Annotated in this window: 12 protein-coding genes; 6 read left to right on the plus strand and 6 right to left on the minus strand. The window is 75.1% G+C overall.

The window, feature by feature from the left end; genetic code table 11:
- Window positions 1-3 precede the first annotated feature (3 nt).
- The 3 genes from sigJ to BM165_RS10090 form a co-directional block, all read right to left on the minus strand.
- Window positions 4-891: an RNA polymerase sigma factor SigJ gene (gene sigJ / locus BM165_RS10080; protein ID WP_075013378.1), complete on the minus strand. Its 888-nt coding sequence runs from the start codon at window positions 889-891 to the stop codon at window positions 4-6.
- Window positions 888-1,460: a carboxymuconolactone decarboxylase family protein gene (locus BM165_RS10085; protein WP_075013379.1), complete on the minus strand. Its 573-nt coding sequence runs from the start codon at window positions 1,458-1,460 to the stop codon at window positions 888-890. The genes sigJ and BM165_RS10085 overlap by 4 nt, the downstream gene beginning before the upstream one ends.
- Before the next feature lie 570 nt (window positions 1,461-2,030).
- Window positions 2,031-2,294 carry a chorismate mutase gene (locus tag BM165_RS10090; protein WP_075013380.1) on the minus strand — a complete coding sequence of 88 codons (264 nt, stop codon included), beginning with the start codon at window positions 2,292-2,294 and terminating at the stop codon, window positions 2,031-2,033.
- Window positions 2,295-2,572: 278 nt separating this feature from the next.
- Here BM165_RS10090 and pcrA point away from each other — a divergent pair, with 278 nt between their 5' ends.
- Entirely contained in the window at window positions 2,573-4,864 is a 2,292-nt protein-coding gene (gene pcrA, locus BM165_RS10095; RefSeq protein ID WP_075013381.1) for a DNA helicase PcrA, read from the plus strand.
- 6 nt (window positions 4,865-4,870) lie between these two features.
- On the opposite strand, the gene BM165_RS10100 is transcribed toward pcrA, so the two are convergent.
- Window positions 4,871-5,533 (minus strand): GAP family protein, encoded by a 663-nt coding sequence (locus tag BM165_RS10100; RefSeq protein ID WP_075013382.1) that lies wholly within the window; start codon window positions 5,531-5,533, stop codon window positions 4,871-4,873.
- A gap of 79 nt (window positions 5,534-5,612) precedes the next feature.
- On the opposite strand from BM165_RS10100, the gene BM165_RS10105 reads away from it, so the two are divergent.
- The gene (locus BM165_RS10105) at window positions 5,613-6,164 is read left to right on the plus strand and encodes a TetR/AcrR family transcriptional regulator (RefSeq protein WP_075013383.1); all 552 of its coding nucleotides are present in this window, start codon (window positions 5,613-5,615) and stop codon (window positions 6,162-6,164) included.
- Window positions 6,165-6,179: 15 nt separating this feature from the next.
- Here BM165_RS10105 and BM165_RS10110 read toward each other — a convergent pair whose 3' ends face one another.
- Complete coding sequence (locus BM165_RS10110) at window positions 6,180-7,091, minus strand: M23 family metallopeptidase (protein ID WP_244274157.1); 912 nt, start codon at window positions 7,089-7,091, stop codon at window positions 6,180-6,182.
- Window positions 7,092-7,341: 250 nt separating this feature from the next.
- Window positions 7,342-8,238 (minus strand): alpha/beta fold hydrolase, encoded by an 897-nt coding sequence (locus tag BM165_RS10115; RefSeq protein ID WP_075013384.1) that lies wholly within the window; start codon window positions 8,236-8,238, stop codon window positions 7,342-7,344.
- Window positions 8,239-8,608: 370 nt separating this feature from the next.
- Between BM165_RS10115 and BM165_RS10120 the strand changes: the two genes are divergently transcribed.
- From BM165_RS10120 to sucD, 4 genes are all read left to right on the plus strand, one after another.
- On the plus strand, window positions 8,609-9,538 hold the full coding sequence (locus tag BM165_RS10120) for a hypothetical protein (protein WP_244274158.1): 930 nt from the start codon (window positions 8,609-8,611) through the stop codon (window positions 9,536-9,538).
- Complete coding sequence (locus BM165_RS10125) at window positions 9,535-9,897, plus strand: hypothetical protein (protein ID WP_075013385.1); 363 nt, start codon at window positions 9,535-9,537, stop codon at window positions 9,895-9,897. The genes BM165_RS10120 and BM165_RS10125 overlap by 4 nt, the downstream gene beginning before the upstream one ends.
- Window positions 9,898-10,033: 136 nt before the next feature.
- The gene (sucC, locus tag BM165_RS10130) at window positions 10,034-11,194 is read left to right on the plus strand and encodes an ADP-forming succinate--CoA ligase subunit beta (protein ID WP_075013386.1); all 1,161 of its coding nucleotides are present in this window, start codon (window positions 10,034-10,036) and stop codon (window positions 11,192-11,194) included.
- 26 nt (window positions 11,195-11,220) lie between these two features.
- Window positions 11,221-12,099 carry a succinate--CoA ligase subunit alpha gene (gene sucD / locus BM165_RS10135; protein ID WP_075013387.1) on the plus strand — a complete coding sequence of 293 codons (879 nt, stop codon included), beginning with the start codon at window positions 11,221-11,223 and terminating at the stop codon, window positions 12,097-12,099.
- Window positions 12,100-12,132 lie beyond the last annotated feature (33 nt).

Raw genomic sequence — 12,132 nt, forward strand, 5'->3', positions numbered from 1 at the left:
AGCCTAAGCGGGCGTCACGCGCGGGCGCAGTCCGGTGAGCTTGTCGGGGTTGAGGACGACGAGCACCTGGTGCACCAGGCCGTCGGCCACCCCCAGCGACATCGCGACGAAGGGGCCGGCGTCGGTCCAGGCGGCGACGCCGGGCAGGCCGTTGACCTCGGCCAGCTCGAGCCGCAGTCCCGGCGAGGACGCGCCCTCGCCGGCCACGGCGGCCAGGAAGCGGGCCACCTTGTCGGCGCCGGCGATCGGCCGCAGCGCCGCCTTGGTCCGCCCGCCGCCGTCGGTGAGCAGGACGGCGTCGGGGGCGAGGGCCGCCAGGAGCGCGTCGACGTCACCACCGAGGCACGCGGCCAGGAACCGCTCGGTGACCTCCCGGTGCTCCTGCCGGCCGGCGACCGAGCGCGGCCGGCGCGCCGCCACGTGCTCCCTCGCCCGGTGCGCCAGCTGGCGGACGGCGGCCTCCGACCGGCCGAGGACGCCGGCCACCTCGACCACCGGCAGCGCGAAGACCTCGCGGAGCACGAACACCGCCCGCTCGGCGGGGGAGAGGCTCTCGAGGACGACGAGCAGCGCCAGCGAGACCTGCTCGCCGAGCACCGCGTCGTCGGCGGGGTCGCCGGCCGTGTCGGTGAGCAGCGGCTCGGGCAGCCACGGCCCGACGTAGGTCTCGCGGCGGGCCCGGGCGGAGGTCAGCCGGTCCAGCGCCAGCCGCGTCGTCGTCCGCACCAGCCAGGCGCGCGGGTCGGCGACGTCGCCGCGGTCGGCCGCCGACCAGCGCAGCCAGGCGTCCTGCACGGTGTCCTCGGCGTCGGCGACGCTGCCGAGCATCCGGTAGGCGACGCCGAACAGCAGCCGCCGGTGCGCGTCGAAGACCGGCAGCAGGTCGGTCATGCCCGGGCCGGGAGCTCGCAGCGGTCGCGGAAGCCCTGGCTGGACAGACCCAGCGCGCCGTTGGTGCGCGACCGGGCGTTCTCCACGGACACCATCATCGTGAGCTCGACCAGGGCGGCGTCGTCGAGGTCGCGCCGCAGGCCGGCCACCATCTCGTCGGTCACGCCCATCGGCGTGGTGCTCATCGCCTCGGCGTACTCGACCACCCGCCGCTCGAGGTCGGTGAGCGCGTCGCCGTCCCGCCAGGAGGGAACGGCCCGCAGCTTGGCCGGGTCGATGCCGTGCTGTGCGGCGCCGACCCAGTAGCCGAAGTCCACGCACCAGGAGCAGCCGACCGTCACCGCCGCGGACATGACGGCGAGGTGCTTGAGCGTGGGGTCGAGCCGGTCCCACCTCGCGAGGGACCGCTCGTGGCGGTACTCGGTCAGGAGGACGCGGGGGTGGTGGCCCATCGCGGCGGCGGGGTCGAGCGTCGAGCCGTAGGTGCGGCGCGAGTACCAGTCGGCGACGCGGGTGAGCAGGCTGCGCGGGGGGTCGAGCGGGATGCGGGCGGTGCGGGTCTCGGTCATGGCGGCGTCCTCTCCGGTGGCGTGTCATGGAGACGACGCAGCCCGCCGCGGTGTGACAGCGGCCCGGGCGGCCCACGGCCCGTCCTGCGGATCTCGTGCGCTGCCGGCCCATGTCCCCAGGGGTGTCGCCCACCGCGTCCGCGCCACCACCGTTGCCCGATGGGGGACGTCGTCCGGGCCCTCCGGCAAGCGCTGGCGTGGCTGCTCTCCTCGGCCGCTGCGGCACTCGTCGCTGCGGGGGTGTGGTCCACCGTGCAGGGTGGCGGATTCCGGCCGAAGGTGGGGATCGCCTTGGTCGCCATCGCCTGCTTCCTCAGCCTGGCAGGCGGAACCATCCTCTCCAGGGCCGCTGTCGTCGAGATGGACGCTCTCTACGGCATGAGGTCCGACGTCGAGCAACCCAGCTCCGGTCGGGATTGGCCACTCCGGGGGTCTTCGTGTTCGTGGCGCTGCCACTGTTCGTCGTCGGTGGCCTGCTGGTGGGCCGAGGCTGACGGTGTCGAGCGGCCTCGGGGGCCGCTCACGAGGGCACCACAGCAGTGGTGGCTCGCACGATCCGCAGGACAGGCCCTAGAGCCGGCCGCGGCCCTGGCGGAGCAGCACCAGGCCGAGGGTGGCCCCGTCGGGCCCGAGCGCGTCCTGGTAGCGGGCGAGCACCTGCTGCTCGCGGGACAGCGAGAGCCGCGTCCCGCCGGTGGCGCGGCGCAGCTCGCCGATCTCCTGCGAGACGGCGAGCCGGTGCTGCACGAGGCGGACGATCTCGGCGTCGCAGGCGTCGATCTCGCCGCGCAGCTCGGCGATGCGCTCGTCGGCGGCGGTGCTGGCGGTGGTCATCTCGGTCTCCTGGCGGGGGCGGGGACCTCCGGGACCCGGGAACGAGAAACGCCCCGGGCTCCTCGGGCCCGGGGCGTCTGTTGCGGCGGTTGCTCAGCCAGCGGCGACGGACACCGGATCCCGGTGGCCGTAGGAAAAGCGAACGGTGGCGAGCAGCACGTCGACGAGTGTGGCACAGCGGCCCCGACCAGCGGCCGCCCGGGCTCCCGGCGGGGCGCGTGGGACGGGTGTGGAGGACGCGGGGGAGCGTCCCCCGACCGAACTACAGTGGTGTGGCTATGAGCAGCGTGCAGCAGGCCCTCCCCGGAACCGCCGCGCTCCAGCGTTCCGCCCCCGGCTCGGCCGGCCGGGAACTGGACCGCATGCTGGCCGGGCTCAACGGCCCCCAGCGCCAGGCCGTCGTCCACGAGGGCGGCCCGCTGCTCATCGTCGCCGGCGCCGGGTCGGGCAAGACCCGGGTGCTCGCCCACCGCATCGCCTACCTGCTGGGCGCCCGCGGCGTGCAGCCCGGCGAGGTCCTGGCGATCACCTTCACCAACAAGGCCGCCGGCGAGATGAAGGAGCGGGTGGCCCAGCTGGTCGGCCCGCGCGCCCGCGCGATGTGGGTGTCGACCTTCCACTCCATGTGCGTGCGGATCCTGCGCGCCGAGGCCGCCAAGCTGGGCCTGAAGTCGTCGTTCACGATCTACGACCAGGGCGACTCGGTCCGGCTGATGACGATGGTCGCCCGCGACCTCGACCTCGACGCCAAGCGCTACCCCGGCCGCAGCCTGGCCGCGCAGGTGTCGAACCTGAAGAACGAGCTCGTCGACGAGGAGTCGTTCAGCCCCCAGACGGCGCCGGAGAAGGTGCTCAAGGAGGCCTACACGCTCTACCAGCGCCGGCTGCGGGAGGCGCACGCGCTGGACTTCGACGACCTGATCATGACGACGGTCAACCTGCTGCAGGCCTTCCCCGACGTCGCCGAGCACTACCGCCGCCGGTTCCGGCACGTGCTGGTCGACGAGTACCAGGACACCAACCACGCGCAGTACGTCCTCGTGCGCGAGCTGGTCGGCACGGGCGAGGGTCCCGTCCCGCCGGCCGAGCTGTGCGTCGTCGGCGACGCCGACCAGTCGATCTACGCCTTCCGCGGCGCCACGATCCGCAACATCGACGAGTTCGAGCGCGACTACCCGCAGGCCACGACGATCCTGCTGGAGCAGAACTACCGCTCCACGCAGCGGATCCTCCAGGCGGCCAACACCGTCATCGCCAAGAACACCGGCCGCCGTCCCAAGAACCTGTGGACCGACGCGGGCGACGGCGAGCTGATCGAGGGCTACGTCGCGGAGAACGAGCACGACGAGGCCGCCTGGGTGGCCGAGCAGATCGACGCGCTGGTCGACGAGGGCAAGGCGCAACCCAAGGACATCGCCGTCTTCTACCGGACCAACAACGCCTCCCGGGTGTTCGAGGAGGTGTTCATCCGCGTCGGCATGCCCTACAAGGTCGTCGGCGGGGTGCGCTTCTACGAGCGCAAGGAGGTCCGCGACGCGCTCGCCTACCTCAAGGTGGTCGCCAACCCGGCCGACGTCGTCAGCCTGCGCCGGGTGATCAACACCCCCAAGCGCGGCATCGGCGACAAGGCCGAGTCCTGCATCGAGCAGTTCGCCGACCGGGAGCGGATCGCCTTCGCCACCGCGCTGCGGCGCTGCCCGGAGATCACCACGCTCGCGCCGCGCTCGCTCAAGGCGCTGCAGGACTTCGTGGCGCTGCTGGAGGAGTTCGAGCAGCTCGTCGAGACCGGCTCGGGCCCCGCCGCGCTGCTGGAGAGCATCCTCGACCGCACCGGCTACCTCGCCGAGCTCGAGGCCAGCACCGACCCGCAGGACGAGGGGCGCGTCGACAACCTCAACGAGCTCGTCTCGGTGGCCGCGGAGTTCGAGGCCGCCAACCCCGGCGGCACGGTCACCGACTTCCTCGAGCAGGTGTCGCTGGTGGCCGACGCCGACCAGATCCCCGTCTCCGGCGACGAGGCCGGCGTCGTCACGCTGATGACGCTGCACACGGCCAAGGGCCTGGAGTTCCCCGTCGTCTTCGTCACCGCCCTGGAGGACGGCGTCTTCCCGCACCTGCGGGCGCTCGGCGACCCGCGCGAGCTGGAGGAGGAGCGGCGGCTGGCCTACGTCGGCATCACCCGCGCCGAGAAGCGGCTCTACCTCTCCCGCGCCACCGTGCGCACCAGCTGGGGTCAGCCGGCCTACAACCCGCCCTCGCGGTTCCTCGACGAGCTCCCCCCCGACGCCGTGCACTGGGCGCGCACCGACCCGACGCCGGCGCCGAGCACCGGATCGGCCCAGCAGCGGGTGGCGGCCACCGGGCTGTCCACCGGCGGGCTGCGGGGCGGGCGCGGCAACCGGGCGGTGATCTCCGTCGAGGTGGGTGACCGGGTCAGCCACGACGCGTTCGGCCTCGGCACGGTCGTCGAGGTCAACGGCGTCGGCGACAAGGCGCAGGCGACGGTCGACTTCGGCTCCGGCGGCACCAAGCGGCTCGTGCTGCGCTACGCCCCGCTCGTCAAGCTCTGACGGTCCTCACGCCACGGCGAGGGCCGTGACGCCCGCCGCCAGCGTCACCAGGCCCAGCGCGGCCGGGACGCTGCGGGGGACGGTGCGGGCGCTGCCGATGCGCTCGTGGACCGCGTCCAGCCGCCGGCGCACCGACGCCCCATGCGCGGCCCCCAGGCCGAGCAGGACCAGGCAGGGCGCGCAGTACACGAGCGCGTAACCGGCCAGGACCGCGACGCCGAGCCCGGCCGGGACGTCGGCGCTGACCATGCGCTCGATCGCGATCAGGTAGGGGAAGGCGTTGGGCAGGTCGGCGCCGGTCACCAGGACGCCGAGCGGGGCCGCGGTCCAGGGGCCGAACCACGACGGCAGCGTGACGGCGCCGCGGTGGCGGCTGCGCAGCCGGCGGACGGCCGCGACCAGCAGCAGCACCGCGGCGAGCCCGAGGGCGATCCGGCGCACCCAGGTGACGCCCCCGGTCACGGCGTCCGCGGCGGCTCCGGCCCCGGCGAAGACGGCCAGCCCCAGGGTCAGGACCGTGAGGTAGGCCCCGGCGACGAACGCCGCCGCGCAGGCCACCGGCCGGCGCAGGGGAGCGAGCAGGATCAGCGCGACCCCGCCGATCGTGGCCGGGTTGAGGGCGTCGAGGAGCGCCAGCCCGAGGATGCCGGCGAGGAGGGGGGCGCTCATGCGGTGGGGTCCGTCCTCGGTGGCATGACACCATCGTCTCATCTGAGACACCACCGTATCAAGGCCGTAGGCTGACCCGGTGCCCTCCGACGACGTCCTGCTCGATGCCGCGGCCTCGGTGCTGGCCGCCCGGCCCGCCGCGTCCATGGACGACGTCGCCCGCGCGGTCGGCGTCAGCCGGGCCACGCTGTTCCGCCGGTTCCCCACCCGGTCAGCGCTGATCGGCACGCTGTGCCGGCAGGCGGTGGAGTCCTTCGTCGCGGCGACCGACCCCGCGGGGGCGACGGAGGACGCGGACCCGGCGCTCGCCCTGGGTGCGCTGGTCGGCCGGCTGGTCCCGCTCGGCGCCCGCTACGGTCTGCTCGCCACCCAGCCCGTCGAGGACCTGGTCGAGCGCGAGCTGCTCGAGCGTGCCGCCGCCGGGGAGCAGCGGGTGCGCGCCCTGGTCCGCGAGGGGCAGCAGGCCGGTGCGTTCCGCGTCGACGTCGACCCGGAGTGGGTGCTGACCGCGCTGACCTGGCTGCTGGTCGGTGTCGCGGACGGGGTGCGGCTCGGCCGGCTGGCGCCGGCCCGGGCCGAGGCGTACGTCACCGACACCCTGCTGAGGCTGACCGTCCGGGACCCCCGCTGAGCCGGGGCGTCCGGCTCAGACGGTGACGCCGCGCTCGGCGAGGAACTCCTGCGGGTCGATCGGCCGGCCGGACGGGCCGCCGCCGTGGATCTGGTAGTGCAGGTGCGGGCCGGTCGACTGGCCCTCGTTGCCGACCTCCGCGATCCGGTCGCCGGCGTGGACGATCTGGCCCTCCGCGACGTCGTAGTAGCGCATGTGCCCGTAGACGTGCACGTTGCCGTCGGCGTCCTGGATGTAGACGGCGTTGCCGTAGCCGGAGGCACGGCCGGCGCGCAGCACCACGCCGTCGGTGGCCGAGTGGATCGGCGTCCCCAGTGGGGCGGCGAGGTCGATGCCGTAGTGCATCGAGCCCCAGCGCATGCAGAAGCAGGTGGTCAGGCGGCCCGACGTCGGCAGCGCGGTCTGCGGCTCGCGAGCGGCACGGGACGCGGCGAGCTCGGAGAGCCGCACCGCGGCCTCGGCCTCGGTGATGCCGCGGCGCACGCCGGCGTCCTCCATGTCACCGGCGAACCCGAACTCGGCGCCGAGACCGTAGTCGGCCGCGCTCGTGGGGACGGGCGTGCTGCCGCTCGCGGTGAAGCCGGGCACCGCGGCGACCAGGGCGCCGGCCACGAGGGCGGCCAGCCAGAGGGCGCCCCGGCGGCCCGGCGGGCGGCGCACCGAGCGGCGGGGAGCCGCGACGGCGTTCGCGGTGCCGGTCTCCTGCGGGGCGCCGTCCGGAGCGGGGGACCCGGTCGCGGCGGGCGCCGTCCCGGTGGCGGGCGGCGTCGGGGTGGGCAGGGCGGATCCGGTCCCGGTGGTCGTCCCGGCGGTGACCGCCGGCCGCGGGCGCGGGATCGCCGTCACCGGACGCAGGCCGGGGATGCGACCGGTCGCCTCCAGCTCCGCCGACGCGCGGCCGGCCGCGGGCTCGAGGAGGGTGGTCACGCAGATCCCCTTCGTCTGCGCTCCCCGGACCGCGCGGTGCGGTCCGCCGGGGGAGCGACGGTGGTGGAGGCGCCACGGGCGCCCGCCGGTGGATACCGGCTCCGTGATCGGACCGTAACGATCCGTCAGGCCGTTGCGCGGGAAGCGACCTCGCGTGTCGCCATGTCCCCCGGCGCGGGTGCGGCCGGGCGAGGGTCGGGCGAGGGTCGGGCGAGGGTCAGGCGAGGGTCAGGCGAGGGTCGGGCGAGGGTCAGGCGACGGCGGCCGGGGCCGGGGCCTCGGCCCGCACCGCGCGCAGGCCGGCGAGCGTGGCGGCCACCTCGTCGACGACCCGGCGGTGGAACGGCAGCGTCATGTGCCCCACGCCGCGGACGAGCACGTTGCGCGCCCGCAGGTCCGGGTGGTCGCAGCGGCCGTTGCGGGTCGGGATGACCAGCTGGTCGAGGTCGCTGTAGACGGCGGTGGTGCGGGTGTCCCAGTGCGGAGCCGGCGCGGCGAGCTCCTGCAGCAGTGCCGACCCGGGGCGCAGCTGGCGGACCATCGGGGTCGGCAGCAGGTGGGCGAGCACCGACCCCTCGTGCGGCGTGCCGAGCGTCACCAGCGACTCGACCCGCCGGCCGCCGCCCTGCAGCTGGACGTAGTGCCGGGCGATGAGCCCGCCGAGGCTGTGGCCGACCACGTGCACGCGGTCGTGGCCGGTGCGGGCGCAGATCCGCTCGACGTGCTCGCCGAGGTCGCGGGCGCCGCGGGCGACGTCGCCGAGCAGGGGGCTGTAGTTCCAGGTGCACACCTGCGCGAAGCCGCGCCGGCGCAGCCCCCGGCGCATGAGCGTGAAGACCGAGCGGTTGTCGACCAGGCCGTGGACGAGCAGGACCGGGATCCGGGCGGCGAGCGGGTCGGCGGCGAAGAGGGCGCGGACGCCGGGCGGCTGCTCGCCGGGGCGGCGGCGCTGGTCGGGCCGCAGCACCTCGGTCCACGTGCCGAGCGGGTACAGGAGCGCGTGCGCGCCGACCCAGGCCAGCTCGGTCAGCCCGCCGGTCACCGTCGCGGGCGTCGCGAGGGCCCGCAGCACGCCCCGTGGCGTCCCGGGGGAGGCCTGTCCGGTGTGCGACGCTGGACCGGCCCCCGGCTCGGCGCTCGTGTGCATGGACAGGTCCTCCCCGTTCGTCTGCCACCGGCCGGGACACGGGACGCCGTCCCGAGGGTGGCCGGAGCACCTCGTCCGTGCTCCGTTCACAGGACGGTAATGCCCTCGTGTGGCGGCCGTCACACGACGAGGTGCCGCGTCTCGACGAGATCGGGGCCGGTCAACCACACATCTCGACGAAGACCGACGCTGTACACATCTCGACGAAGGGGGACCCGTGGCCGGCCGGGACCGCTCCGCCCGTGACGACCGGACCGGCGGGGCCACGGCACGGCGCTCCGCCTCCGCCTCCGCCACCGGACCCGGCCGTCGCGGCGCGGGCAGCCGGCCCACCCCGGACCGCCGGGTCCCGCCTGCCACCGGCGGCCCCGTGGCCGGTGACGGGCTGGTCGTCGGCGACGTCCCGGTCGCCGCCCGGGTGGCGGGCGGGCTCCTCGTGCTCGCCGCCCTCGCCGGCCTGGCCGCCCTGTTCCCCACCTACCTGGTCGTGGGTGGCCGCGCGCTGACCCTCGGCGGGGGGGGCGGCGGCGTCCTCGCCGGCCTGGTCGTCCCGGTGACGTCGGCCGCGGTCGGCGCGGGGCTGGCGGCCGGGCGGGTGCCGCGGCTGGGGCTGGCCTACGCCGGCGTCGCGGGTGCGCTGGCCCTCGGCTCGCTGCTCATCGAGGTCTACCGGGGCAGCTCCTCCACGCTGCGGCCCGGCATCGAGGTCCTGGCCGGCGAGCGGGTGCTGACCAGCTCGGTGGAGACGGGTCCCGGCTGGTGGCTGGCGGTCACCGGCCTGGCCCTGACCGTGCTCGCCGGCGCGTGCGCCGCCGCGGTGTGGGGGCGCACGGTGATGGAGGACCGCGGCCGGCTCGACCCCGCGCGCCCCGCGCTGGCCGGCGCCGCCGTGCTGCTCGGCGTCCTCACCGTCCTCTGCCTGGCGCTGCCGGCCGCCGACGTCCCCGACCGCCTGGTCGACGACCCGGCCACCGGCCTGGAGATCGTGGTCGAGCAGCAGGGCCCGCAGGCGCTGCTCGAGCGGCCGGGCCTGGCCCTGCTCGGCGGGCTGCTGCTCGCCGGCGCCGTCGTGCTCGGCTCGGTGCTGGCGCCGTCGCTGCGGCCCCGGCTGGCCGCCGTCGGCGGGTTCCTCGCCGTCGCCGCGACCGTCCTCGGCGCCGGCCTCACCGGCCTGCGCGACGCGGTCGCGTCCGACGAGCTGGAGTGGACGGTGCCCGGCGCCGGCCTCCTGGCCGCCGGGGTCGGCTACGCGGTGCTCACCCTGCTCGCCTGGCGGCTGCGGCGGGGCCCGGCCGCGTGACCGGTGCCGAGCGGCTGCGGGTCGTCGTCGCCGGGCCCGACGGCCCCGGCGGCCACCGCGCGGTCGCCCTGGCCCGCGCGCTGCGCGACGCCGGCGCCGAGGTGGTGCTGACCGGGGCGGCGGCCGCGGCCGGCCGGCTCGCCGCCACCGCCGTGCAGGAGGACGCCGACGCCGTCGTCGTCACGGACCCGCCGCCGGGACTGCCGGCCGGGCTGCTCGCCGGGCTGGCCGCGGCAGGCGCCGGCGACGTCACCGTCGCGGTGCTCGGGGACCCCGGCGACGCGCCCGCGGGCGTCCTCGCCCTTCCCGACGGCACCCCGCCCGACGACGTCGTCGCGGCGCTGCTCCGGACCCCCTGAACGGCGGCCCGACGCCCTCAGCAGGACCGACGTCGGCGTGCCCGTCCTCCCGTCGGGGGAGGGGTGCTGTGACCCGTCCCACGCCTTCCAGCGCCGGTGCGGCGGGCCGTCCGGGCGGGGTCTACGGTGCCTGTCCGTGGATCTCTTCGAGTACCAGGCCCGTGACCTGTTGGCCTCGCACGGTGTCCCCGTGCTCCCCGGTGGCGTGGCGGAGACGCCGGAGCAGGCCGAGGCGATCGCCCGCGAGATCGGGACCCAGGTCGTCGTCAAGGCGCAGGTGAAGACGGGCGGCCGCGGCAAGGCCGGCGGCGTCAAGCTCGCCGCCGACGCGGACGAGGCGCGCGCCCGCGCCCAGGACATCCTCGGCCTGGACATCAAGGGCCACGTCACGCACAAGGTGATGGTCGCCCAGGCGTCCGACATCGCCGAGGAGTACTACTTCTCCTACCTGCTCGACCGGGGCAACCGCACCTTCCTGGCGATGGCCTCGAGGGAGGGCGGCATGGAGATCGAGCAGCTCGCCGTCGAGCGCCCCGAGGCGCTGGCCCGCATCCCGGTCGACGCGAGCAAGGGCGTGGACGAGGCCAAGGCCGCCGAGATCGTCGACGCCGCCGGCTTCCCGGCCGAGGTGCGCGACCAGGTCATCGCCATCGCCGTCCAGCTGTGGGACGTGTTCAGCAAGGAGGACGCCACCCTCGTCGAGGTCAACCCGCTGGCCAAGGCGCCCGACGGCACCGTGCTGGCCCTCGACGCCAAGGTCACGCTCGACGAGAACGCCGCCTTCCGTCAGGCCGGGCACGCCGCGCTGGAGGACACCGCCGCGGCCGACCCGCTCGAGGCCGCGGCCAAGGAGAAGGACCTCAACTACGTCAAGCTCGACGGCGAGGTCGGGATCATCGGCAACGGCGCCGGCCTGGTCATGAGCACCCTCGACGTCGTCGCCTACGCCGGTGAGGAGTTCGGCGGCGTCAAGCCGGCCAACTTCCTCGACATCGGCGGCGGCGCCTCGGCCGAGGTCATGGCCAACGGGCTGCACATCATCCTGGGCGACCCGGCCGTCAAGAGCGTCTTCGTCAACGTCTTCGGCGGCATCACCGCCTGCGACGCCGTCGCCAACGGCATCGTCTCCGCCCTCGGCATCCTCGGCGACGAGGCGACCAAGCCGCTGGTCGTCCGGCTCGACGGCAACAACGTCGAGGAGGGCCGCCGCATCCTGGCCGAGGCCAACCACCCGCTGGTGACCGTGGTGGACACGATGGACGGCGCCGCCCGCCGGGCCGCCGAGCTCGCCGCCTAAGCCCACTCCCGACAGGACCTGAAGAGATGTCGATCTTCCTCAACGAGAACAGCAAGGTCATCGTCCAGGGCATGACCGGCTCGGAGGGGCGCAAGCACACCCAGCGCATGCTCGCCTCCGGCACCGCGATCGTCGGCGGCGTGAACCCGAAGAAGGCCGGCGAGAGCGTCGACTTCGACGGCGCCAGCGTGCCGGTGTTCGGCAGCGTGTCCGAGGCGATCAAGGAGACCGGCGCCGACGTCAGCGTCATCTTCGTGCCGCCGGCCGGCGCGAAGGGCGCCGTCATCGAGGCCGTCGACGCCCAGATCGGCCTGGCCGTGGTCATCACCGAGGGCATCCCGGTGCACGACTCGACGTCGTTCTGGGCGCACGCCCAGGGCAGCGCCACCCGGATCATCGGCCCCAACTGCCCGGGCCTGATCAGCCCCGGACGGTCCAACGCCGGCATCATCCCGGCCAACATCACCAAGCAGGGCGCGATCGGGCTGGTCAGCAAGTCCGGCACGCTGACCTACCAGATGATGTACGAGCTCCGTGACATCGGGTTCTCCACCGCCATCGGCATCGGCGGTGACCCGGTCATCGGCACCACGCACATCGACGCCCTGCAGGCCTTCCAGGACGACCCCGAGACCGAGGCCATCGTCATGATCGGTGAGATCGGGGGCGACGCCGAGGAGCGGGCCGCCGAGTTCATCAAGGCCAACGTCACCAAGCCGGTCGTCGGCTACGTCGCCGGCTTCACCGCCCCCGAGGGCAAGACGATGGGCCACGCCGGTGCCATCGTCTCCGGCTCGGCCGGCACCGCCCAGGCCAAGAAGGAGGCCCTCGAGGCCGCCGGGGTCCGGGTCGGCAAGACGCCGTCGGAGACGGCCCGGCTGATGCGCGAGATCGTCGGCAGCTGAGGGAGCACCACCCCCCGCCACGGCACCGTGGAC

Origin of the sequence: Geodermatophilus obscurus, assembly GCF_900115395.1 — a bacterium.
Classification (GTDB): Bacteria; Actinomycetota; Actinomycetes; order Mycobacteriales; family Geodermatophilaceae; genus Geodermatophilus; species Geodermatophilus obscurus_B.